The sequence below is a fragment of the Paraburkholderia sp. GAS82 genome, from assembly GCF_050436285.1.
In the GTDB taxonomy this organism is placed as follows: Bacteria; Pseudomonadota; Gammaproteobacteria; order Burkholderiales; family Burkholderiaceae; genus Paraburkholderia; species Paraburkholderia phenazinium_B.
In genome coordinates this window covers 121,362-143,712 of sequence record NZ_JBNDLX010000007.1, presented here as the reverse complement: position 1 = coordinate 143,712, position 22,351 = coordinate 121,362, and the positions used below count along the sequence as shown (strand labels likewise).

The window sequence follows — 22,351 nt, the reverse complement described above, 5'->3', positions numbered from 1 at the left end:
CCGTCATGCATCTGCTACGCACCGTTCCGGGCGGTTTTGTCGACGATACCGAAGGCGTCATCCGGATCGATCAGCGACCGGCTGAGATCGTGGTGCTGAGTTCGGCCGACACGACGCTGGCGCTGTTGGCGAGCGTGGTGCCGAGGCTCGGCGCCGGCTTCCCGGAGATCCGGCTCACCAATGTCAGCTTTTTGCGGCAGCCTGCATCGGTCGATTTTTACGTCGACGACGTGCTCCAGCATGCGCGTGTGGTGGTCGTCGACCATCTGGGCGGCGAAGCCTACTGGCCTTACGGTATCGAGCAACTGGTCGAACTGGCCGAACGCAGGAAGCAGGTGCTGGTGATGTTCTCGGGCGACCTTCAGGAAGACCCGCACCTGCTCGCGCGCAGTACCGCCGATCCCGCCTTGTGCCATCAGCTCTGGCGCTATCTGCGCGAGGGCGGCCCGCTCAATGCCGAAGCCTTCTTGCGCTGCATCGCTTATCGCGCGCTCGGCTGGGGCAGCGAACCGGCCGCGCCGCGCGTGTTGCCCGCTGCCGCGCTTTATCATCCTGAGCACGATACGCCGAGCATCGCCGACTGGCAGGCGCGCTGGCGCCCCGGTGCACCGGTGGCACTGATCCTGTTCTACAAGGCGCATTTGCAGGCGGCCAATACGCGCGTGTTCGATGCGCTGATCGAGGCGCTCGAGGCGCAAGGCGTGAACCCCTTGCCGCTCGCCGTGACTTCGCTGAAGGATCGAGTGAGCCTCGCTGTATTGCAGCAGTTGAGCGTCGAGCATCGGGTCGCGCTGGTGCTGAATACCACCGCGTTTGCGGTCTCTTCGATCGATGCCCCGGATGCCTTTGCCCTCGCGGGCGATGCGCCCGTGCTGCAGGTGATCCTGAGCGGCGGGAACCGCGAGACGTGGCTCAAGGACAATCATGGCCTCAATGCGCGCGATATCGCGATGCATGTGGTGCTGCCCGAGGTCGACGGCCGCGTGATTACGCGAGCGATCAGTTTCAAGGGACTCGACTACCGCTGCCCGCATACCGAGGTCGACGTGGTGCGCTATCAGCCCGATCTCGAGCGCATCGCGTTCGTGGCCGAGCTGAGCCGGCGCTGGTGCCGGTTGCGCACGCTTGAGAATGCCGACAAGCGGCTCGCGCTGATCCTCGCGAATTACCCCGTCAGCGAAGGGCGGATCGGCAACGGTGTCGGACTCGATACGCCGGCCTCCGTCCTTACGATCCTCGCCATGTTGCGTGACGAGGGTTACCGGCTCGATCCGTTGCCGGCCGATGGCGAGGCCCTGCTGCGCACGCTGACTCAGGGTGTCACCAACGACCCGGTTGTGCGCGACTTGCGTCCTGCCTTGCAAAGCCTGGCGTTGGCCGACTATCGCCGCTATTTCGAGCGTCTGCCTGCCGAGGTGCAAGCCGCGCTCAATGCGCGTTGGGGTGCGCCGGAACTCGATCCGACGGTCCGCCAGGGGCGCTTCATGATCGCCGGCTGGCGCTGCGGCCAGGTGTTCGTCGGGATTCAGCCCGCGCGTTCCCGTGACGCCAGCGACTACGCGAGTTATCACGACGCCGAACTGGTGCCGCCGCATGCCTATCTGGCGTTCTATTTCTGGCTGCGGCACCGCTTCGAAATCGATGCCGTGGTGCACGTCGGCAAACATGGCAATCTCGAATGGCTGCCGGGCAAGAGCGTCGCATTGAGCGGCCAGTGCTGGCCCGATCTGATTCTTGGGCCGCTGCCGCATCTTTATCCGTTCATTGTGAACGACCCGGGCGAGGGCAGCCAGGCCAAGCGGCGCGCGCAGGCCGTGATCATCGATCATCTGATGCCGCCGCTCACGCGTGCTGAGAATTACGGTCCGCTGCAGGATCTCGAACGCCAGGTCGACGAATACTACGACGCCTTGATGGTCGATCCGCGGCGTGCCAGGCTGCTGCGCGGCACGATCCTGAAGACGATCGTCGAGCATCGGCTGCATGAGGAACTGAGTCTGGCCGCACCCAGCAGTCCCGATGCCGAGGATGCGCTGCTGACCCAGGTCGATGCGTGGCTATGTGAGTTGAAAGAGGCGCAGATTCGCGATGGTCTGCATATCTTCGGGCACTCGCCGCAGGGCGTGCAGCGGCGCGACACCTTGCAGGCGCTGGCGCGTTTTCCGGTAGGCAACGGGCGGGAGGCGAACGCGGGGCTGATCGATGCGCTTGCACGGGATCTCGACATTGCCCGCCTGTTCGATCCGCTGGCGCCCGACTGGTCGGCGCCATGGGACGGTCCTCGCCCGGCACTATTGCAGCAGGTGAGCGATGCGCCCTGGCGGCATAAGGGCGATACGCGCGAGCGGCTCGAACTGCTCGCAGCGGAATTGCTTGCTGACCTGTGCGGTTTGTCCAGTGCCAATGCTGAATCTGGGTCCGCACACGGCCTGCCGGCGCCGGGCAGTCTGCCGCATGTCGAGCAGGTGCTCGAGCGTTTGCGCAATGACGTGCTGCCGCGCCTCAACGCATGCGGTGGCGAAGAATTGCGGCAGTTGCGGCGAGGCCTTGCCGGCTGTTTCGTGCCGCCGGGGCCAAGCGGTTCGCCCTCGCGGGGGCGCCCCGATGTGCTGCCGACGGGGCGCAACTTCTATTCGGTCGACACGCGCGCACTGCCCACCCAGGCCGCCTGGGCGCTCGGACTCAAATCGGCACAGCAACTGATCGAGCGGCATTTGCAGGAGCAGGGCGATTACCCGCGCGCGGTCGGACTGTCGGTGTGGGGCACGGCGACCATGCGCACGGGCGGCGATGATATCGCGCAGGCACTTGCGCTGCTCGGCGTACGGCCGAAATGGGCAGCCGGCAGTCATCGCGTGACCGATTTCGAGATTCTGCCGATCGCAACGTTCGACCGGCCGCGCATCGACGTCACGCTGCGCGTATCGGGATTTTTCCGCGATGCGTTCCCGAACCTCATGCACCTGTTCGACGCGGCGGTGCAGGCGGTGGCTGAGCTCGACGACGAGCCTGTTGAGCTGAATCCGATCCGCGCGCGCGTGCTGCGCGAGCGCGATCAACTGATCGCCGGCGGTCTGGAGGCTGGCGAGGCTCGCCGCCGCGCGGGCTGGCGTATCTTCGGCGCACGCCCTGGTTCCTATGGCACAGGCTTGCAGGAGTTGATCGACACCAGCCAGTGGCAAAGCGACGCCGATCTTGCGCACGCGTATCAGCAGTGGGGCGGTTACGCCTATACCCAACAACGTTCGGGCGAGGCCGCCCACGATGCTTTCGGCATGCGCCTCGCTGCGATCGACGTGGTGCTGCAGAACCAGGACAGCCGCGAACACGATCTGCTCGATTCGAATGACTACTACCAGTTCCAGGGCGGCATGGCCGCAGCCGTGCGGCACCTGAGCGGCGCGCAACCGCAGCTTTACCATGCCGACCACAGCAACCCGGAGACGCCGCGCATCCGGCCGTTACGCGAGGAGATCGCACGGGTAATCCGCTCGCGCGTGGTGAATCCGAAATGGCTCGAAGGCATCAAGCGGCACGGCTATAAAGGCGCTGCCGAAATCGCTGCGACGGTCGATTATCTCTATGGCTACGACGCCACCGCACGCGTGGTTGCCGATCATCAATACGCGCTGGTCACGGATGCTTACCTGAACGACGCGGATACGCGGGCGTTTTTGCAGCGCTATAACCCGCATGCGTTGCACGGCATCTGCGAGCGGCTGCTAGAGGCCATGCAGCGCGGCTTGTGGCAGCATCCCGGCACGTACCGAAGCCAGGTCGAACAGCAACTGCTGGCGGTGGAACAGCATCTCGAAGGACGTTCATGACGAAAATCGACTCGCCCAGGACGCTCGTCTCCGGTACACCCGTCGCTACGCGTACGGTTTTCCCGTTTGCGGCGCTGCTTGGGCAGGCGCCCTTGCAACAGGCGCTGCTGCTCGCTGCGATCGATCCGGGCATTGGCGGTGTACTCATCAGTGGTCCGCGCGGCACAGCCAAATCGACGGCTGCGCGTGCGCTTGCCGACCTGCTGCCAGATGGTCAACTGGTGACGTTGCCGCTCGGCGCAAGCGAAGAGCACCTCGTCGGCACGCTCGATCTCGAGACGGTGTTGCGCGACAACGCCGTGCGCTTTTCTCCCGGACTGCTGGCAAAGGCGCATGGCGGCGTACTGTATGTGGATGAGATCAACCTGCTGCCCGATTCGCTGGTCGATCTGCTGCTCGACGTGGCAGCGAGCAGCGTCAATACGGTCGAGCGCGATGGTATTTCGCACAGCCATGAGGCGCGTTTCGTCCTGCTGGGCACGATGAATCCCGAAGAAGGGGAGTTGCGGCCGCAATTGCTCGACCGGTTTGGTTTGATGGTTGAGCTAGAAAACTGCTTTGAGCCGGCGCTGCGCGAACGGATCGTAAAGGCTCGCCTCGCATTCGAACTCGATCCACAGGGTTTCCGGCGTGGTTTCGACGTGCAGCAGGACGACTACGCACGGCGGATTCGCGCTGCGCGCATGCGTCTGCCGTCGCTCGAATTCGGCGAAACGGTGCATGCGCGTGTGAGCGAGCTCTGTATCGCCGCGGCCGTCGACGGGATGCGCGCCGATCTGGTGATGTTGCGCGCGGCTCGCGCACTTGCGGCGCTCGAGCAGGCTGAAGCGATTGCGGTCGAGCACGTCGATCGTGTGGCCGAAGCGACGCTACGTCATCGGCGGCACGCAGAAGCTGGGACGCAACCGGATGGCGCAGACCCGGCACAAGCTGCACCGCCGCCAGCCGAATCCGATACGCGGCAGACCGATACATCAAACGCTGCATCGCCTCCTGCCTCGGCCACCGCAACACCCGCAGGTCGGACCACCGATACAGACTGGGGTTACCTGCCGCCGGTGGCCGCAGGAATCGAACCGGTCAAGGCGGTCCGGCCACTAGACCCAAAAAAACACTGAGCCATCGGGAGCGCGCCCCCGCGGGTTTGCCCGCCGGGTTTCGATGGCTGGAAGGCGCGGGCACTGCAAGCCGCAGCGGGATGCGGGGCGTGCGGCGCATCGCCTGGCCGGCGACATTCGCCAGCAAGGGGGCGGGGCGCCTGCAAACGCAACATCTGCGTTTCCGGCCGGAGAGGAGCGGTCAGAAGGCGTTGCATTGCTTCCTGCTCGACTGCTCGGGTTCAATGCTGGGCGGACGGCGTCTCGCGCTTGCGAAGGGCGTGCTCGCCAGCCTGTTCGATCGTATCGGACAGGCACGCGATGAGGCGGCGCTGATCTGTTTTTCCGGTTCACGCGCTGAGCGTCGCTTTGGGCCGGCGGTGCCGCGCTGGTGGAACGAGCGCTGGCTGCGCCCGCTTGGCGGGGGCGGCGGCACGCCCTTGAGTAGCGGAGTGCGCAGCGCGCGCCAGTTGCTGGCGAGCGCTGCAACCGGTCAGGCAACGCGACAGCGTTACCTATGGATTCTGACGGACGGCCGTAGCTTGGATCAGCCGCCTTTTCCGGCCGAGGCCGACCGGATCGTGCTGGTCGACTTCGAAGCCGGCCCGCTCAGGCTTGCACGTTGCAAAGCGCTGGCGGAGAGTTGGGGCGCCCTGTATCTCAGCCCCGAGGATCTGCTAGGCCAGGATTGAGCTGAGTTTAATGCACGACGGGAAACAGTTTCAGGCGTCTTTAACAGCTTCAATCCCGGTCTGGGACACTGCGTCCTTCGCATCCGGATACCAGCGCGGCGTATAGATCCACTCACCATGCGGGCCACCCGGAATACGGCGCGTCGTCGACGAGCCGACGATCACCATCGTGCGCATATCGACCTGTTCCGAGCGCAGCATACCGAGCGTGGTTGAATTGAGGGTCGCGCCTGGCCGGCCGATATCGCGGCCCAGCACCACCACGGTATCGGGTGTGCGCAAGGCGCGCAGAATTTCCAGGGCGCGGTCGAGCTGCCAGGGCCGTGCACGCGAGATGGGGTTATAAAAGGCCATCACGAGATCAGCCTCGGCCGCATGTCGCAGCCGCGTTTCGATCACACTCCACGGCTTCAGGTTATCGGACAGCGAGAGCAGGCAGAAATCGTGGCCGAGCGGCGCACCCGCCTGAGCTGCGGTAGCAAACGCGGCCGAGACGCCGGGTACGATATTCAGTTCGACGCTGGCCCAGGCGGCATCGTCGGAATTATCGAGCGCTTCCAGTACGGCCGCGGCCATCGCGAACACGCCCGGGTCGCCAGAGGAGACGATGGCGACCGAGCGCCCCAGGCTTGCGAGCTCGAACGCATGACGCGCGCGCTGCAACTCCTCGCGGTTATCGCTGGTATGCAGTTGCTGGCCGACGCGGAACGGGCCGGCCATGTTCACATAGGTGGCGTAACCGAGGATATCGGTGGCCGCGTCGAGTGCGCGGCGCGCGGCTGGAACCATCAGGTCCGCGCTGCCGGGGCCGAGGCCGACCACGCTAAGCGAGCCACGGCCATGGCCGATCTGCGCAGGATCGACGGGCGCCGCGCAGGATGCCAAAGCGAGCCCGGGTTCGCTGCCGTCGAGTCTCCGCCACGGTAACCGAAGCGCCGCGTTCAGGAGAGCATGCGAGTCGCTCGCCTCGACGCCTGTTTCGACAAATCGCAACGGGACGCCGAGCGTGTCCGCTGCCTGTCTGAGTGGCGCATCGTTCATCGTTCGATGCGGTGCGAGCAGGGCCGCGAGCGAGGGCGGCGCGATGCGCGCGTCCTGCAGGGCCTGTTGGACCCGTGCGGCTGTCTGTTCGTCGCCTTCTAGCACTGCCGCTACCACACAGCGCGGATGGATCAGAAGTTCATCCGCCGCTCCGGTGCCCAGTTGTTCGCTGATGCGTATCGTCAGCCTCGCTCCGGGTGCCTGCGGCAGGTTCGCCTGTTCGAGCCAGGGGGCACGGCCTTCGATGCGCGTGCTCTCGCCGGCGAGCAGGTCTGAGACAAAGTGTTTGCCGTGCTCCAGGCTGGCGAGCACATAACCGTCAGGCGGATCGAGCAGGCAGGTGCCGAAACGCAATTCGCCACTGGTGGTAATTGCGGCGGATACTTCGAGTGCTGCGGCGATCTCGCGTGCCATGTCGTTGACACCAGCCAGGCCGCCAAGCAGCGGCACGACCGCGCTGCCGTCCTCGGCGACCGCGAGCACGGGCGGCTCGGCCCCCTTGCTGGCGAGTGCCGGGGCGAGGCAGCGGATCACGATGCCCGCGGCGCACAGCACAATCAGCGGTGTGCCTTGCGCATAGAGTGCGCGTAAATGTTCGCCGAGCGAGGCATAAGCTTGGTCGGCGGCGACTCGCGCCTGCAGACCGTGCACCCGTGAGCCGGCGTAACAGGCCTGGATCCTGCGCGCCGTTGCCAGCGCGGACGGCCCCAGAATCACGATGGCGGGTGGGATCAGGCTTGCCAATTTTTACCCGGCACGATCAGTAGTGAAAAATATGGCGAGGCCATCGGATCGACCTCGTCGAGCGCCACGATGCGTTGATTGGCCATGGTCGCGCGTTCGACATAGAGCGCGCGCTGCGCCAGCCCAAGCTCGGTCAGCACGCGCCTGACCTTTTCGAAGTTGCGGCCGAGTTTCATGATGACGGCTGCGTCCGCCGTGGCGAGCCGCTCGCGCAGCTCTGTTTCGGGCAACACGCCGGACAGTACCGACAGGCTCTGATTCCGGTACACGAGCGGCGAGCCGAGCACCGCCGCACCGCCGAGCATCGAACAGACACCAGGCACGACCTCGGTCTCGAAGCGCGCGGCGAGCCGGTCGTGCAGATACATGTACGAGCCGTAGAAGAACGGATCGCCTTCGCAGATGACGGCGACGTCGCGTCCGGCATTGAGATGCTCTGCGACCGTTTCGGCCACTTCGTCGTAGAACCCGGCGATGATCGTTTCGTAACACAGCGGCGGTTCAAGTGCTTCGGTCGTGACCGGATAGACGAGTGGCAACTGCGTCTGGGCTGGTCGCAGATGTGCCTCGATGATGCTGTAGGCGTTGCCTTTCTTGCCTTTGGCCACGAAATAGGCCACCACGTCGGCGCTTGTGAGGCGGCGCAGTGCTTTCAGCGTCAGCAGTTCGGGGTCGCCGGGGCCGACGCCAAGACCGTATAAACGTCCAGCTGGTTTCACTTATTCGATCTCCGAGGCGAGCGCATTGACCGCTGCTGCGGCCATCGCGCTGCCGCCGCGGCGGCCCGCGACGCAGACATAGGGCAGGCCGAGCGTATTGGCGGCCAGCAGGGCTTTCGATTCGGCCGCACCGATAAACCCCACCGGAAAACCGAGGATGAGCGCGGGTCTGGGCGCGCCGGCCGCGATCATGTCCAGCAAATGGAACAGTGCGGTGGGTGCGTTGCCGATGACCACCACGCTGCCGGCCAGATTCGGCCGCCACAATTCCACGGCGGCAGCCGAGCGGGTGTTGCCAAGCGATTCGGCCAGTGCGGGTACACGAGGCTCGCCGAGCGTGCAGATGACCTGGTTTGCCGCGGGCAGGCGCGCGCGCGTAATGCCTTCGGCAACCATGCGCGCATCGCAGAGAATCGGCGCACCGCCCATCAGTGCTTCGCGGCCAGAGCGCCCCGCGTCTGCGGAGAATTCCAGCGCTTCGACGATTTCGACCATGCCGCAGGCGTGAATCACGCGAACGGCGAGTTTTTCCAGATCGGCTGGGATGCGTGACAGATCCGCTTCGGCGCGAATCGTGGCGAAGGACTGGCGATAGATTTCCTGTCCGTCACGGATGTACTCAGACATCGATAGGGCTCCGGGCGGTTGTTGTAAGTACAGTCTTGATCTGTTCAAGGTTCAGATCGTGCGCAACGAGGCGGCCGAAGCCGGGGCCGCCATCGCGTTCGTAAAGGTCGTAGTGTCCGGGGGCCACGGCGAGCAGCGTGTGAGCCGCGCAATGAGCCGCCGCGCATGAGCGCTCGCAGCCGCTCAGGTGCAACTCGAGCGCTGCGGGGCGAAGTTGGGGCAGATGTTCTGCAAGGTATTGCGCGTCGGCCTTGGTATCGGCTCGCGCTTTCGCACAGCCGCTTGAACCCGCGCAGGCGATCAGGCCAGCAGACGCTGCCTGGGGATCGCAGATAAAACCGAGTCGCTCCATGGCGGCGACGGTTGGTGCCACTGCCGTTTTGGCGATATCCGGGATCAGGATGCTTTGCCAGGGCGTTACTATCACCGTGGCCTGTGTGTTTGCCGCGTGCGCGAGTTCGGCCAGTGCATGCAGGGTGCGCGTGTCGAGCCGGCCTAGCGGCGGCTGGCCGCCGACCCACCACAAACCGGCTGTAGCTTGCGGGTGGGGTCCAAAGCGCAGGGCCGGATCGGCGATATGGCGAGTCCATGCGCGTGCTGTCCGAGGCTGGAAGTCGAGATACGTTTGCGCACGCTGCAGGATTGAACTGGCCGCGTGTGTCCGTAACAGATCGCGCATGCGCGGCTGCTGCGGCGTGGCGAGATCGAGGAACGCCTGCAGCAGGGCATTGAGCAACGCTGGGACCTGTTCCGGACCGACGATGCCGAGCGCCGGTATATCGGCGCTCGCCTCCGGCGCTGGGTTCAGCATGTTGCCGCCGGCCTTGTAGACGCCGGACGATGGGCAGCCTGCAAGGCCGAATGCGAAACCCACACCGGTCCCGTCCGGTTGTGCCGCAAACCAGATATCGTGCGGATGTTCGCGCATGGCGAGCCGCTCGCCGCCATCAAGCTGCACGGAGAATTTGGGCGAGAGCGAGGCGAAGCCCGGTTCGTTCTGCAAAGTGTCGAGCAGGCTTGCCGCAAGCGCTCGCGTATCGATTAGCGCGTCAGGATCGCGACCGGCTACGGGGCTGAGCATCAGGTTGCGACGGGCGTCCGCCGCTTGTGCATCGGCACGGCTAGTTTCGCGGTGCCCACCGGGGCCGAACCCTGCCTCAAGCAGCGCCTGGCTCAGCGCCGTTTCGTGACCGGCACGAATGCCCCGCAATTGCAGATTCGCGCGGTTCGTCAGTTCGACAGGGCCGCCCGCGTGGCGTTCTGCTGCGCTAGCCAGGGCGTGCAGTTGAGCGGCCCCGATCGCGCCGCCAGGCAGCCGGATACGGCATAGCCCGCCATCTCGCGCAGCGACGATATGCAGCAACCCGGGACAGGCCGATGAGTACGGAGCAACGTTGCTGCTGGCGGGGAGTGGAGGGCGGTTCACGTAGGGCCGGAAATGCATGGATCACTTCACGCGTGCGCGAGCGGCGCTGCTCGCGTGTTGTGCGGGCGGGCCTCAGCGTTCGCTCAGTGTCAGGGCAAAGAAGGCCGCAAGGAAGGCTGCCTAAGCGCTGTATTATGCCTGTTTTCGATATCTGAAACGACGCTGCGGCCGTGCGGCTCAGGCGTTCGCAGAACCTCTCGATGCATGCAAAAGAATTTGGGCCAAGGCCAGCCTGGTTGACCGTGGTCGGGATTGGCGAAGACGGTTTCGCCGGACTCGGCCGGCCGGCACGCCGTGCGCTGCTCGACGCACACATTGTCTACGGCGGTGCGCGTCATCTGGCGATGCTGCCGCCACGTCTGCGGGCGCAGCGCGAAGCGTGGCCTCAACCGTTCGATCTTTCGGCGGTGCTCGCGCGGCGTGGCACACCGGTTTGCGTGCTGGCGAGCGGGGACCCGATGCTGTTTGGTGTCGGCGCGGTGCTGGCGCGCCAGTTACCAGCGGAGGAATTGCATGTCCTGCCGGCGCCTTCATCTGTGTCTCTGGCCGCAGCGCGTATGGGCTGGGCCTTGCAACAGGTCAAGACGGTTTCGCTGGTCGGCCGTCCGCTGGCCGCGCTCAATACGGTGATGCATGACGGCGCATGTCTGCTTGTGCTGAGCGCAGATGGCGACACCCCGGCAGCCTTGACCACTCTGTTGATGGCACGCGGTTACGGCGCGAGCAGGATGACCGTCTTCGAACATCTGGGCGGCGTGCACGAGCGGCGTATCGACGGGCGTGCCGATGCCTGGTCGGCCGGCACGGTCGCTGCACTTAACCTGATCGCCGTCGAATGCCGTGCGGATGGGCAGGTCCTGCGTTTGCCGCTGACCCCCGGCTTGCCCGACGAGGCATATCGAAACGATGGCCAGTTGACGAAGCGCGACATGCGCGCGATCACGCTCGCACGTCTGGCGCCGGCGCCCGGCGAACTACTCTGGGATGTCGGCGCGGGCAGCGGTTCGATCGGTATCGAATGGATGCGTACGCATCCGGATTGCCGCGCGATCGCGATCGAAAGCCACCCTGAGCGGCAGGCTTTTATCGAGTACAACCGTGAAGCGCTCGGTGTGCCGACGCTGCAACTGGTTGCCGGGCGGGCACCCGCAGCACTCGAGGGTCTGGATACTCCCGACGCGGTTTTTATTGGCGGCGGCGTGACCGGGCCGGGTGTGCTGGATACCTGCTGGGCGCGTTTGCGCGAGGGCGGACGTCTGGTCGCGAATGCGGTCACGGTGCAAGGCGAGGCGGCGCTGTCGGCCTGGCACGCGCAACATGGGGGCACGCTAACGCGCATTGCCCTGTCGGAAACTGAGCCTCTTGGGCGCTTCGATACCTGGCGTCCGGCTCTGCCGGTCACGCTGCTCGAGGTATGCAAGCGGGAAGACCGGTATGCGTGACGAAACCCCCGAGCAGTCTGCGCCCCTGCGCTCTGGATATACCACTGGCAGCTGCGCGACCGCGACTTCGCTGGCGGCGGCGCGGCTGCTGTTGACAGGGGAAACGAGTGACGCGGCGGAAATCGTGCTGCCCAAAGGGCAGCGCGTCTCCTTGCGGCTGACCTTTTGCCGGCTCGCTGGGGTCGAGCCGGGTACGCAAGCTGAAGCTGGCACGATCAAGGACGCGGGCGACGATCCCGACGTGACGCACGGCGCGCTGGTGTTCGCCCGCGTGCGTCTGAGGGCCGAACCTGGGGTGGGTTTTCATGCCGGCCCAGGTGTGGGCACGGTCACGCGAGCGGGGTTGACGCTGCCGGTCGGTGAGCCGGCAATCAACCCGGTGCCGCGCCGCATGATGACCGAACATCTGACGGAACTTGCTGTTGCCTGCGGCTATAGCGGTGGCTTCGAAGTGACGATCGGCGTGGAGGGGGGCGAGGCGCTCGCGCTCAAGACGATGAATCCGCGGCTCGGCATCGTGGGCGGCCTGTCGATTCTCGGCACCACGGGAATCGTGCGGCCGTTTTCCTGCTCGGCTTATATCGCCTCGATTCATCAAGGTATCGACGTAGCTCGTGCGAACGGGTATCGGCATCTGGCGGCCTGCACGGGTAACGCAAGCGAGGAGGCGATGCGGCATCGTTACGGCCTGCCCGAGATCGCGTTGATCGAGATGGGGGACTTTGTCGGAGCAGTGCTCAAGCATCTGCGGCGCGCTCCGGTCGAGCGCCTGAGCGTGTGCGGCGGTTTCGGCAAGATCAGCAAGCTCGCTGCCGGCCATCTGGATCTGCACAGCCGCGTATCCAGTATCGATCTCGCGCAGCTGGCCGAATGGGCCGGCGAGTGGGGCGCCGATTCGAGTCTGCAGGCGTCGATGCGGGCCGCCAATACGAGTCAGGAGGCGCTAGCGCTGGCGCACGCTCGGGCGGTGCCGCTCGGCGATGCGGTATGCCGGCGTGCGCTCGATGTGGCCGTTGGGATTGCGCCGGCCGGCGTGGCGCTCGAAATGTTCGCGATCGATCGGGTCGGGAATCTGGTCGGGTCTGCCTTATGATGCGCATCCTTGTCCTCGGCGGTACAGGCGACGCGCTGCAACTGGCGCGCCGGCTCGCGGGCGAGCATATCTACAGTCTGGCAGGCCTCGGCCGGGTGCCGGAGGATTTGCACTGCCGGGTCCGCGTCGGAGGTTTCGGAGGCAGTGAAGGTCTGGCGCGCTATCTGGTTGACCAGCATGTTTCGCTTTTGATCGACGCCACCCATCCATACGCTGCGCGAATCAGCGCGAACGCCGCGGCGGCAAGCCGGGAGGCCGGGGTACCGTGCTGGGCGCTACGTCGCCCAGGCTGGATTGCGCAGCCTGGCGACGATTGGCGCGAGGCCGACGACTGGGCGGGGTTGGTCAAGTTACTCGCTGCCTTCCACCGTCCTCTGTTCACGCTCGGGCGTGAGCCGCTCGCGCATCTCGACGAGATTCCGCCGCAACAATTCTGGACGGTGCGCTGTCTCGATGCGCATGCGGGCAACGCGCGTGCGCGCGTGATCGATGCACGAGGCCCCTTCACGCATGAAGGCGAACGCGCGCTGTTTGCAGAGGCGGCGATTGACGTGGTGATCAGCAAGAATAGCGGCGGACGCGCGACGGAGGCCAAACTCGACGTGGCTCGCGAGCGTGGCTTGCCGGTTCTGATGCTAAGGCGCCCGGACCTGCCGGCGGCGGCACGCGTATTCGATAGCGGCGCCGCATTGCTCGGTGCTTTGGAAGATTGGCCTGACGCACTGGCGCCCTGACCGACGGTGCGAGCGGACAAGAAAATTTTTGGAGCGGTTTATGACGGTGTTTTTTATCGGTGCCGGTCCCGGCGACCCTGAACTCATCACGGTCAAGGGGCAGCGTCTGGTGCGCACTTGCCCGGTGATTCTCTATGCGGGATCACTGGTGCCCGAGGCGGTTATCGCGGGCCATCGCGCCGGGCAGGTCGTGAATACCGCCGAGCTCGACCTCGATGCCATCGTAGCTTTGCTCGAGCAGGCACATCGCCGCGGGCTCGACGTTGCGCGTGTGCATTCCGGCGATCCGTCCTTGTACGGTGCGATTGGCGAGCAGATCCGCCGGCTCCGCGCACTCGATATTCCCTATGAAATCGTCCCCGGTGTCACGGCGACGGCAGCCTGCAGCGCAGCGCTGGGTTGTGAGCTGACGCTGCCCGGCGTTTCGCAGACGCTGATCCTGACGCGCTACGCCAGCAAGACCGCAATGCCCGATGGCGAACAGCTTGCCGATCTGGCACGGCACCGCGCGACGCTCGCGATTCATCTTGGGGTTCGGCATCTGGCGCGTATCGTTGAGGAACTGCTGCCGTTCTACGGTCCGGCCGGTGCGATCGCCGTGGTGTACAGGGCGAGCTGGCCAGATCAGGAAATCATTCGCGGAACGTTGGGCGACATAGTGGGCAAGGTGCAACCTACCGATGCGTCGCGCACTGCCCTGATTCTCGTGGGTCAGGTGCTCGAATCGCAGGATTTTCTGGACTCGACGCTGTATGGCGCGGCCTCCGGCCAACCGTTTTCGTAGACGCACTCGGCGAGAGGTTTCCGTTGGGCCCAGCGTTCAGTTTCCAGCATGGGTTCGGCATAGAACTGCCGCACGTGGCCCAGGCAAAGTATCGCGACCGGCTTCGCGCCCGCCGGAATGCCGAGTACGCGGCGCACTTCGTCCGTGTCGAACAGCGAGACCCATCCCATGCCCAATCCTTCGGCGCGTGCGGCCAGCCACATGTTCTGAATCGCACAGGCCACCGAGGCGAGGTCCATTTCGGGCAGCGTGCGACGCCCGAACACATGCTTTTCCCGGCCATCCATCAGGGCGACGACCAGCAGTTCGCCGCATTCGCGCATGCCCTCCACCTTGAGTTGCATGAATTCGTCGCGGCGCTGGTCGAGCGCGTCGGCGGTGCGCAGGCGCTCATGTTCGACAATTGCGTGCAGTTCGGATCGTAGCCCGGTATCGCTAATGCGGATGATGCGCCAAGGCTGCATATAGCCGACGCTCGGCGCGTGGTGGGCCGCTTCGATCAGGCGTTGCAGCACCTCCGGGTCGACAGGCGTGGACACGAAGTGGCGCATGTCACGTCGCTCGTAGATTGCCCGATAGACGGCGGCACGCTCGGCGTCGCTGAATGCGTGGCCATCACGCTGCACGTTTTCCGAGGGGGGTGGAGGAGGGGACTGATGCATAACCTGGGCGCCTGGAGCAATACGCCATTTTAGCGCCCGGTTGGCCATGGTGACCCTCCAGGCATCGTCGAAGCCACAAACTTCCGGGGTATCAAACACCTGGCGTGGTAACCTTTCCGCGGGAATCAACTGTCTCGTCGGCCCCGGGGGCAGCAGAACGTCCACAGTCACTGAAGCGATGAATTTCTGTCTCAGTGCGTCCGCTAGAAGAAAGAAAAAGAAATAACGAACAGAACCTTATCTATTACGAACGTCTATGATGTCGTCACTCGCCTTACCTGTGGTCGAACCGCTCGACCAGACGCTGCTCGGCACGCTGCAACACCTGATCGACACGAAGACCAAGCCGCCCGGCAGCCTGGGGCGGCTCGAAACGCTGGCTCGGCAGATGGGCCTGATCCAGAAAACGACGCATCCCACGGTACAGCGCCCGGCCATGATCGTGTTTGCCGGCGACCATGGCATCGCACAGGAAGGGGTGAGCCCTTATCCGCAAGCCGTGACCGCGCAGATGGTGGCGAACTTCCTGGCAGGCGGCGCTGCGATTAACGCGCTCAGCCGCGTGGCCGGCATTGCGCTCGAAGTGGTCAATGCAGGCGTCGCGACGCCGTTGCCGACTACGGAGGGTCTTGTCGATATTCCGGTTGGCGCTGGCACGCGCAACTTCGCCCATGAACCTGCGATGACGCGCGATCAGGCGCTCGCAGCGATGCGTGCCGGAGCAGAACGCGTCCGTCACCACGCGTCGCTCGGCACCAACGTGATCGGTTTCGGCGAGATGGGGATTGCCAATACCTCGGCGGCAGCGTGTCTGATGAGCCGCCTGTGCGGCGTGCCGATCGACGAGTGCGTCGGTCGCGGTACCGGGCTCGACAACGCGGGCCTCGCGAAAAAGCGCAATGTGCTGACCTCGGCGCTGGCGCATCATGCGCCGAGTGAAGATCCGCTGGTTGTGCTTGCAACCTTCGGCGGCTTCGAAATCGCGATGATGGCCGGCGCCTGTCTCGCCGCGGCCGAAGCGCGTATGACGATTCTCGTCGACGGCTTCATCGCGACCTCCGCGCTGCTGGTGGCCGACGCGTTGGAGCCCAACGTACGCGACTACTGCGTGTTTGCGCATGCCTCGAACGAAGCCGGGCATCGGCGCATGCTCGACCACTTTGGCGGCATCCCGTTGCTTGCGCTGGACATGCGGCTCGGCGAAGGCACCGGCGCGGCACTCGCCGTGCCCTTGCTGCGCGCCGCAGTGGCGTTTCTCAATGAAATGGCGAGTTTCGAGTCGGCCGGTGTCGCGGACCGCGATGCCTGAGCGGTTAGCCGGCTCCGCACGCTGATGAAGCCGCTCATGGAGTTGCGCTACTTCTTTACGGCGCTAGGCTACTTCACGCGCGTGCCGGTGCCGCGCTGGGTCGGCTATGAGCCGCACTATCTCAATGCGGCTGCGCGTTATTTCCCGCTTGTCGGCGTGCTGGTGGGCGGGCTCGGTGCGCTTGTCTATCTAGTGGCGTTGCATGTGTTTCCGCCCGGTGTGGCCGTGCTGCTGTCGATGGCATCGACCTTGCTCGTCACAGGCGCTTTCCACGAGGACGGTTTGGCGGACTGCTGCGATGCGTTCGGCGGCGGCTATACTCGAGAGGATGTGCTGCGCATCATGCATGATTCGAGGATAGGCGCGTTCGGCGCGATTGCGCTGATGATTGCACTCGCCTTGAAGTGGCAAACGCTCGCGGCGGTGCCGCCGCTGCGTGTCGCAGGTCTGATGGTTGCAGCGCACGCCGCGAGCCGTACCTGTGCGATCAGCTATCTGGCGACACTCGATTACGTGCGCGCGGAAGGCAAGGCGAAGCCGGTTGCGCAGCGCTTGAGCGGCGTAGCGCTCGCCGTAGCGGCGCTGTTTGGATTGCCGGCGCTGTTCTGGCCGGATTGGCGCTTCGGTTGTATGGCGCTTGTGATGCTGGCGGTGCTGCGTGTGGCCATGGGTCGTTATTTCGTCAGACGCATTGGCGGCTATACCGGGGATTGCCTCGGCTTTGCGCAGCAGATTTTCGAACTGGCCATCTATCTGGCGGCAATCGCCTGGACATCGGCATGGATATCGTCCTGATTCGTCACCCGGCCGTCGCCGTCGATGCAGGCGTGTGTTACGGCCATAGCGACGTCGCGCTTGCCGACGATCCGACGGCATCTGCCGCTGCGCTGGCGGTGCATCTTGCCACCTTGCAGGTGCCCCCGCCGCGGGTACTGCTGTCCAGTCCGCTGCTACGGTGCGCGTCGGTTGCCGCGGCGTTGGCGGGGGATTTCGGTTGCGCGCACAGTGTCGACGAACGCCTGAAGGAAATGAATTTCGGCGCGTGGGAGCAACAACGCTGGGATGCAATCGACAGGGCAGCGCTCGATGACTGGGCGGCTAACTTCGAGCACGCCCGTGCGCACGGGGGCGAGAGCGTCGCGCAGTTTGTCGCGCGGGTGCAGGCGTGGCTCGATGCGTTCGGACAGACCCGCGAATGTTCGCCGGCCTATGTCGTCACGCATGCCGGCGTGATACGGGCGATCGCCTCGCTGGTGCTCGGTGTGCCGGTGGAGCGTTCCACTCAATGGTCACTCGCTACGTCCGGGGTAGTCTGGCTGCGGCGTGACGACGAGCGGCTGCTTTGGTCGCTGGTGCGGTGGAATGCTTGAGTGGTTAGCGTTGTCGCCTGGTCGGGCCGCTCCTGAGGCCATTGCGCCGCACCCGTCTCACTGTTCGCCCGCTGCTGGCCTGCGTGAGCGCGCTACCTCCAGATCCTCGCAAAGCTGCTCGGCGCCTTGTGCAATGCGAGGCGCAGGACGATCGATCAGATCGCCGTCGATCGCGAACAGGTTGTTGCGCGCCACCGCTGTGAGGCTCGGCCAGGTGTGCCATGAGTCCAGTTTTGCCAACGGGGCGTCAGGCTTCGTTGCGCCTGCCGAGGCAGTCACAATCGCTTCCGGGTTGGCCGCGATTACCGCCTCGGTCGACACCGTCGGCACCAGCGGCGCGAGTTGCGCAAACACATTGCGGCCACCGCATAGCGTAATCACGTCGCTGATCATATGCGTACCGTTGAGCGTCATTAGCGGTTGATCCCAGACCTCATAGAACACGCTGACGGGTGGACGGTTCGCATAGCGGGCGCGTAGGCGTTCGATGTCCGCGCGGTACGCGCTTGCTGCTGCATCTGCAGTGCCCGACGTGCCCAGCAAGCTGCCGAGCCGGGTGAGGGTCACTGCGACGTCATTGAGTTGATGCGGTTCGCTGAAGAAAAGCGGTATATGTAGTTCGCGCAGGCGCTCGAGCTGGGCCTGCGCGTTGCCGTGCCGCCAGACGACGATCAGATCGGGTTTCAGCGCGACGATGCGTTCGAGGTCGAGCGCCTTGTTGTCGCCGACACGCGGCACCTTTTGCGCTGAGGGCGGGTAGTCGCTGTACGACACCGTGCCCACCAGTTTCGCGCCGCCGCCCGCTGCGTAGATCAGTTCGGTCACGTGCGGTGCGAGGCTGATCACGCGTTGGGCCGGAGCGGCAAGCGAGACGGTGGCGCCGGTGTCGTCGGTTGCGCTGACGGTTGCGTGCGCGCGTGATGCGAAAGCGCAGGCGACAAGAACTGCGCAGGCAAACGAGGCGGAGCGTGAATTAGCCATGAAACGGCACGCTCATCAAGGCGAGTACGATCAGCAGCGCGAGCCACAGTATCACCGTGCGTTCGACCAGTCGCAGCGCAGCGCCTATATGCGCAGTGCCGGCAGCTTGCCCCGCGCCGAGCGTCGGGCGTGCTTCGATGGTGCCGTGATACACGGCGGCTCCGCCGAGCAGCACGTTGAGGCTGCCTGCCCCCGACGCCATGACCGGTCCCGCATTGGGACTGTCCCAGCGCGGCGCCTGCTCGCGCCAGCAGCGCCACGCGGTGCGCGTGTCGCCGAGCAGCGCATAGCTTGCGGCAGTCAGGCGCGCAGGAATCCAGTTCAGCACGTCGTCGATGCGCGCGGCGGCCCAGCCGAAACGCAGATAACGCGGCGTGCGGTAACCCCACATGGCGTCGAGCGTATTGGCCAGGCGAAATGCGAGCGCCCCCGGACCGCCGCCGACGGCGAACCAGAACAGTGCGCCGAAGATTGCGTCGTTGCCGTTTTCGAGGGCCGATTCGACGGCGGCACGCGCAAGTGCCGACTCGTCCGCATGCGCGGTTTCGCGTGAGACGATGCGCGCGGTCAGTCGTCGCGCTTCGGCGAGGTCGTGCTGAGCGAGCGCGCGGGCGATTGGCGCAATGTGATCGTTGAGGCTCCGGGCGCCGAGCGCGAACCACAGCAGCAGGACGTGCACCGCGCAAGTCAGCATGAACGGCAGCACGGTGACCAGCCATACGGCGATCAGCACCGGAGGCAGCACTGCAAGCGCCCAGGCGAGAATGCCGAAGAGCCGCCCGTGCCGCCCGGTGTTCAGGCGCGCTTCGATACCCATGGCGAACTTGCCAAAGCCTACCAGCGGATGTGCGGTGCCGGGTTCGCCGAGCCAGCGATCTACGCAGACGCCGGCGGTGGCCAGCGTGGCGATCAGGGGGAGCGACAGCATCGTTAGCGGGCCGCGGTCTTGAGTGCGAGCGGCAGGCCCGCGACCATCATCGTGACCTGGGTGCTCAAGGCAGCGACGCGCTGGTTGAGACGTCCGAGTTCATCGACATAGAGACGCGTCGCCGCGCCCAGCGGCACGACCCCCAGGCCGATCTCGTTGCTGACGACGATGATCGTGCCTTTGGCCGAGCCGAGCACGGCCTCGAACGCGGCGACACGTGCGAGGTAATCGTCGCGGGGCTCGGTGCCATCCGGCGGGCACAGCAGATTGACGAGCCACAGGGTCAGGCAGTCGATCAGGATGCAGTGGCCGGGCGCATCGGTTTGCGCGACGGCGCCGGCGAGGTCCACCGAGGCCTCGAGCAACTGCCAGTGCGCCGGCCGCCGCGCGCGATGATGGGCGATGCGGGCGGCGAATTCCTCGTCGCCTGCGCGTTGCGCGGTTGCGATGTACGTGACGGGCCGCAAGCTGTTGATTGCGAGTTGCTCGGCGTGCACGCTCTTGCCCGAGCGGGCACCGCCGAGAACGAATGTTAGATCGTGAGGAATCATTGCCTGATTGTAGCGTTTCGACGGGTCAAAGGTCACTTTGAACAACCGGCATGGTCTGCTATTGCGATGACGATCGTTATCTTGGCGAGACGGGCGGGCCACCTTTCGTCGGGCCAACGGACAGAACAGGACAGTGCGGTCTGCCGTAAGCCATGGACGCCTGACGAAACGCCAACGTGCTATTGCCAGTCGACGGTACCGATGTCCTCAGGGAACACTTTTTTGTCCGAAACTGACCTCGCTTCACTCCCGTCCTGTGACTAACATCAAATCGGTAGATCGAGGACATCATCTGCGACTGGTGATCGTGGATCTGCTCGCGCGACATAGAACATCAAATCTGACGGAGACATCACCGTGCACATTCATTCTCGTAGCTCGAGCGTCGCGCGCATGATCACGCTCGTCGTCGCCTCGGCGGCCTCGACCTGCGGCATTGGCGCGACCTTGCCTGCAGCCCGCTCAGGTGCGTGCGAACGCCTCCAGGGTTTTGTTGTGCCTGCCTCCGAGATCGGCTTGCCAACGTCTGGCGCGAGCGTAACTGCGGTCAAAGAGGTCGCCGCCAGTGGCAGCGGTTCAGCGGCGTTGCCCGACTACTGTGAGGTGACGGGCAAGATCTCGCCTGTCGACAGATCGGCGCCCGATATCGACTTCGAGGTTGCATTGCCTGCGCAATGGAACGACAAGGTCGTCATGTTCGGCGGTGGAGGCTTTGACGGGACCATCCCTGATGTCACAGGCAATGTGCCCAACGGCCCTGTCGACAAACTCGTGCCGCTCGGTCGTGGCTACGCGACGTTCGCGAGCGACTCCGGCCATCAGGCGAATGCGCTGGCTTCCCAGGACGGGAGTTTCGGCTTGAGCGACGAGGCAGTGAGGAATTTCGGCGGCGACGCGATCAAGAAGACGCGCGATGCGGCGTTTGCGATTATCAAGGCTCGCTACGCGCATGCTCCTCGCAAGGCCTATTTCGCAGGCGATTCGACTGGCGGAAGGGAAGCCGTGACGGCAATCCAGCGCTGGCCGTCGGACTGGGACGGCGCGATCGCATGGTACCCGGCATGGAACGACGCAGCAGCACTGCTAGCAGGTCAGCGTATGAATCGCGCGCTGGCGAAACCTGATGCCTACCTTTCCACGGGGAAAAGGGAGGCCGTGTACGATGCTGCGATGGAGGCCTGCGATGCGCTTGATGGCGTTGTCGATGGCCTGATCAGCAATCAGCAGGAATGCAACGCGCGCTTCGATCCATCAACCGCTACCCTTCACGGTGCTCCGTTGCGCTGCCCGAAAGGGGCGGACACCGGTGACAATTGCCTGTCGGACGCGCAGATCGAGGCCTTGAAGACAATCAATACGCCAACCTACTTGCGTTTCCAGCTCGCCGATGGTGAGACAGAGTACCCCGGCTACAACGTCTGGGGCGCCGATCTTGGCATAACGACCCGTACTTCACCCATAGAGCCCGAGGTCACGTTCCTCGCATTCGGAACCTCCCAGCCGGCGAATCCGATGCCCCTGACAGCACCGTACGTCAGCGTCCTGACCGACCAGTGGTTCAAATACTCCGTTACGCGCGACCCCAGCTTCGACTCGCTGGCACTCGATCCGGAGCAGCCGGGTGTGTGGGCCAACCGTATCAATCAGCTGAGTGAAGAGCTCGATGCGAGCACCGATATTTCCGCTTTCCGGGCACGTGGCGGGAAACTTCTGCTCGTGCATGGCATAGCTGACGTCCTGGTCAGTACGCGCGCCACTGAGGAATACTATCGGCGGCTTCAGGCGCAGTTCGGCATCGATCAGGTCGATTCGTTCGTGCGTTTCTATGAGATTCCCGGCCTGGGCCACGCGGTAAGCAGTACTTTCAATGCAACGTGGGATTCGTTGTCGGCACTTGAGCAATGGGTGGAAAAAGGCAGGGCGCCGGTGGACCAGGTAACGACCGATACTGCGGGCGTTTCCGGGCGCACGCGACCGCTGTGTGATTTCCCCAAATGGCCGCGGTACCAGAGCGGCGACGTCAATCTCGCTGCTTCGTTCAAGTGCGTTGAATGAAAGGGCGTGAAGGCGGCGCCGGACGAACCGCGAATGGCAAGACATGGCGTGTATCGTGCCGTGATCCTTCACACTGCCGCATTGCGACCTATGCATCCGAAGCGGGCACTCCTGCCATGAGCAGAGCCAAACCCGTTTGGGTAGGACGATAGGTAGACCGTGCTAAGGCAACGCAGAGCGGGAGTCAAACCTTGCGGCGCTTCGCGGGCAACCGTTGAAATCGGCTGCCTTCCGCCGATCAAGGCTTCCGGGCATTCCGATATCTTTCA

19 protein-coding genes are annotated in these 22,351 nt (G+C 64.7%); 11 read left to right on the top strand and 8 right to left on the bottom strand.

Annotated elements, in window-relative coordinates; genetic code table 11:
- Positions 1–5: 5 nt before the first annotated feature.
- The 3 genes from cobN to P3T17_RS22540 all read left to right on the top strand — a co-directional run bounded on the left by cobN (position 6) and on the right by P3T17_RS22540 (position 5,616).
- Positions 6–3,827 carry a cobaltochelatase subunit CobN gene (cobN, locus tag P3T17_RS22550; RefSeq protein WP_429408952.1) on the top strand — a complete coding sequence of 1,274 codons (3,822 nt, stop codon included), beginning with the start codon at positions 6–8 and terminating at the stop codon, positions 3,825–3,827.
- The gene (locus tag P3T17_RS22545; RefSeq protein ID WP_429408951.1) at positions 3,824–4,945 is read left to right on the top strand and encodes an ATP-binding protein; all 1,122 of its coding nucleotides are present in this window, start codon (positions 3,824–3,826) and stop codon (positions 4,943–4,945) included. The genes cobN and P3T17_RS22545 overlap by 4 nt, the downstream gene beginning before the upstream one ends.
- 80 nt (positions 4,946–5,025) lie before the next feature.
- Positions 5,026–5,616 (top strand): vWA domain-containing protein, encoded by a 591-nt coding sequence (locus P3T17_RS22540; protein ID WP_429408950.1) that lies wholly within the window; start codon positions 5,026–5,028, stop codon positions 5,614–5,616.
- A gap of 30 nt (positions 5,617–5,646) precedes the next feature.
- On the opposite strand, the gene cobJ is transcribed toward P3T17_RS22540, so the two are convergent.
- Genes cobJ through cobG form a run of 4 tightly spaced genes read right to left on the bottom strand, consistent with a single transcriptional unit; the run spans position 5,647 to position 10,173 of the window.
- Positions 5,647–7,401: a precorrin-3B C(17)-methyltransferase gene (gene cobJ / locus P3T17_RS22535; RefSeq protein ID WP_429408949.1), complete on the bottom strand. Its 1,755-nt coding sequence runs from the start codon at positions 7,399–7,401 to the stop codon at positions 5,647–5,649.
- The gene (locus tag P3T17_RS22530; RefSeq protein ID WP_429408948.1) at positions 7,389–8,120 is read right to left on the bottom strand and encodes a precorrin-2 C(20)-methyltransferase; all 732 of its coding nucleotides are present in this window, start codon (positions 8,118–8,120) and stop codon (positions 7,389–7,391) included. The genes cobJ and P3T17_RS22530 overlap by 13 nt, the downstream gene beginning before the upstream one ends.
- A complete protein-coding gene (locus tag P3T17_RS22525; RefSeq protein WP_429408947.1) occupies positions 8,121–8,747 on the bottom strand; it encodes a precorrin-8X methylmutase in 627 nt (208 codons plus the stop codon).
- Positions 8,740–10,173 (bottom strand): precorrin-3B synthase, encoded by a 1,434-nt coding sequence (gene cobG, locus P3T17_RS22520; protein WP_429409146.1) that lies wholly within the window; start codon positions 10,171–10,173, stop codon positions 8,740–8,742. Before cobG ends, P3T17_RS22525 begins: the two co-directional genes overlap by 8 nt.
- A 200-nt stretch (positions 10,174–10,373) precedes the next feature.
- Here cobG and cbiE point away from each other — a divergent pair, with 200 nt between their 5' ends.
- The 4 genes from cbiE to cobM are packed head-to-tail and all read left to right on the top strand — an operon-like array spanning position 10,374 to position 14,226.
- Complete coding sequence (gene cbiE / locus P3T17_RS22515; RefSeq protein ID WP_429408946.1) at positions 10,374–11,615, top strand: precorrin-6y C5,15-methyltransferase (decarboxylating) subunit CbiE; 1,242 nt, start codon at positions 10,374–10,376, stop codon at positions 11,613–11,615.
- Complete coding sequence (locus P3T17_RS22510; protein WP_429408945.1) at positions 11,608–12,708, top strand: cobalt-precorrin-5B (C(1))-methyltransferase; 1,101 nt, start codon at positions 11,608–11,610, stop codon at positions 12,706–12,708. Before cbiE ends, P3T17_RS22510 begins: the two co-directional genes overlap by 8 nt.
- Entirely contained in the window at positions 12,705–13,442 is a 738-nt protein-coding gene (locus P3T17_RS22505) for a cobalt-precorrin-6A reductase (RefSeq protein WP_429408944.1), read from the top strand. Before P3T17_RS22510 ends, P3T17_RS22505 begins: the two co-directional genes overlap by 4 nt.
- A gap of 40 nt (positions 13,443–13,482) precedes the next feature.
- A complete protein-coding gene (cobM, locus tag P3T17_RS22500; RefSeq protein WP_074267811.1) occupies positions 13,483–14,226 on the top strand; it encodes a precorrin-4 C(11)-methyltransferase in 744 nt (247 codons plus the stop codon).
- Here the strand turns inward: cobM and bluB are convergent.
- Complete coding sequence (bluB, locus tag P3T17_RS22495) at positions 14,154–14,888, bottom strand: 5,6-dimethylbenzimidazole synthase (protein ID WP_074267812.1); 735 nt, start codon at positions 14,886–14,888, stop codon at positions 14,154–14,156. The two genes, cobM and bluB, sit on opposite strands and share 73 nt — an antisense overlap.
- A 256-nt stretch (positions 14,889–15,144) precedes the next feature.
- Between bluB and cobT the strand changes: the two genes are divergently transcribed.
- The 3 genes from cobT to cobC are packed head-to-tail and all read left to right on the top strand — an operon-like array spanning position 15,145 to position 17,567.
- A complete protein-coding gene (gene cobT / locus P3T17_RS22490; protein ID WP_429287914.1) occupies positions 15,145–16,197 on the top strand; it encodes a nicotinate-nucleotide--dimethylbenzimidazole phosphoribosyltransferase in 1,053 nt (350 codons plus the stop codon).
- 24 nt (positions 16,198–16,221) lie between these two features.
- Complete coding sequence (locus P3T17_RS22485) at positions 16,222–16,992, top strand: adenosylcobinamide-GDP ribazoletransferase (protein WP_074267814.1); 771 nt, start codon at positions 16,222–16,224, stop codon at positions 16,990–16,992.
- Positions 16,977–17,567, top strand: coding sequence for an alpha-ribazole phosphatase (gene cobC / locus P3T17_RS22480; RefSeq protein ID WP_074267815.1), 591 nt, complete (start codon positions 16,977–16,979; stop codon positions 17,565–17,567). Before P3T17_RS22485 ends, cobC begins: the two co-directional genes overlap by 16 nt.
- A 57-nt stretch (positions 17,568–17,624) precedes the next feature.
- Here the strand turns inward: cobC and P3T17_RS22475 are convergent, their stop codons facing one another.
- From P3T17_RS22475 to cobU, 3 genes are read right to left on the bottom strand one after another with little or no spacing between them, the layout of a single operon-like run.
- On the bottom strand, positions 17,625–18,548 hold the full coding sequence (locus tag P3T17_RS22475) for a cobalamin-binding protein (protein WP_429408943.1): 924 nt from the start codon (positions 18,546–18,548) through the stop codon (positions 17,625–17,627).
- Complete coding sequence (cbiB, locus tag P3T17_RS22470; RefSeq protein ID WP_074267817.1) at positions 18,541–19,476, bottom strand: adenosylcobinamide-phosphate synthase CbiB; 936 nt, start codon at positions 19,474–19,476, stop codon at positions 18,541–18,543. The genes P3T17_RS22475 and cbiB overlap by 8 nt, the downstream gene beginning before the upstream one ends.
- 2 nt (positions 19,477–19,478) lie before the next feature.
- On the bottom strand, positions 19,479–20,027 hold the full coding sequence (gene cobU / locus P3T17_RS22465; protein ID WP_429408942.1) for a bifunctional adenosylcobinamide kinase/adenosylcobinamide-phosphate guanylyltransferase: 549 nt from the start codon (positions 20,025–20,027) through the stop codon (positions 19,479–19,481).
- Between the two features lie 393 nt (positions 20,028–20,420).
- Here cobU and P3T17_RS22460 point away from each other — a divergent pair, with 393 nt between their 5' ends.
- The gene (locus P3T17_RS22460; RefSeq protein ID WP_429409145.1) at positions 20,421–22,082 is read left to right on the top strand and encodes a tannase/feruloyl esterase family alpha/beta hydrolase; all 1,662 of its coding nucleotides are present in this window, start codon (positions 20,421–20,423) and stop codon (positions 22,080–22,082) included.
- The last annotated feature ends 269 nt before the right edge of the window (positions 22,083–22,351 follow it).

Bases quoted from the DNA above. Each gene is read 5' to 3' on its own strand.
- cobN (WP_429408952.1), top strand. From the start codon at position 6: ATGCATCTGCTACGCACCGTTCCGGGCGGTTTTGTCGACGATACCGAA.
- P3T17_RS22545 (WP_429408951.1), top strand. From the start codon at position 3,824: ATGACGAAAATCGACTCGCCCAGGACGCTCGTCTCCGGTACACCCGTC.
- P3T17_RS22540 (WP_429408950.1), top strand. From the start codon at position 5,026: ATGCGGGGCGTGCGGCGCATCGCCTGGCCGGCGACATTCGCCAGCAAG.
- P3T17_RS22525 (WP_429408947.1), bottom strand. From the start codon at position 8,747: ATGTCTGAGTACATCCGTGACGGACAGGAAATCTATCGCCAGTCCTTC.
- cbiE (WP_429408946.1), top strand. From the start codon at position 10,374: ATGCATGCAAAAGAATTTGGGCCAAGGCCAGCCTGGTTGACCGTGGTC.
- P3T17_RS22510 (WP_429408945.1), top strand. From the start codon at position 11,608: ATGCGTGACGAAACCCCCGAGCAGTCTGCGCCCCTGCGCTCTGGATAT.
- P3T17_RS22505 (WP_429408944.1), top strand. From the start codon at position 12,705: ATGATGCGCATCCTTGTCCTCGGCGGTACAGGCGACGCGCTGCAACTG.
- cobM (WP_074267811.1), top strand. From the start codon at position 13,483: ATGACGGTGTTTTTTATCGGTGCCGGTCCCGGCGACCCTGAACTCATC.
- bluB (WP_074267812.1), bottom strand. From the start codon at position 14,888: ATGCATCAGTCCCCTCCTCCACCCCCCTCGGAAAACGTGCAGCGTGAT.
- cobT (WP_429287914.1), top strand. From the start codon at position 15,145: ATGATGTCGTCACTCGCCTTACCTGTGGTCGAACCGCTCGACCAGACG.
- P3T17_RS22485 (WP_074267814.1), top strand. From the start codon at position 16,222: ATGAAGCCGCTCATGGAGTTGCGCTACTTCTTTACGGCGCTAGGCTAC.
- cobC (WP_074267815.1), top strand. From the start codon at position 16,977: ATGGATATCGTCCTGATTCGTCACCCGGCCGTCGCCGTCGATGCAGGC.
- P3T17_RS22475 (WP_429408943.1), bottom strand. From the start codon at position 18,548: ATGGCTAATTCACGCTCCGCCTCGTTTGCCTGCGCAGTTCTTGTCGCC.
- cbiB (WP_074267817.1), bottom strand. From the start codon at position 19,476: ATGCTGTCGCTCCCCCTGATCGCCACGCTGGCCACCGCCGGCGTCTGC.
- cobU (WP_429408942.1), bottom strand. From the start codon at position 20,027: ATGATTCCTCACGATCTAACATTCGTTCTCGGCGGTGCCCGCTCGGGC.
- P3T17_RS22460 (WP_429409145.1), top strand. From the start codon at position 20,421: ATGATCACGCTCGTCGTCGCCTCGGCGGCCTCGACCTGCGGCATTGGC.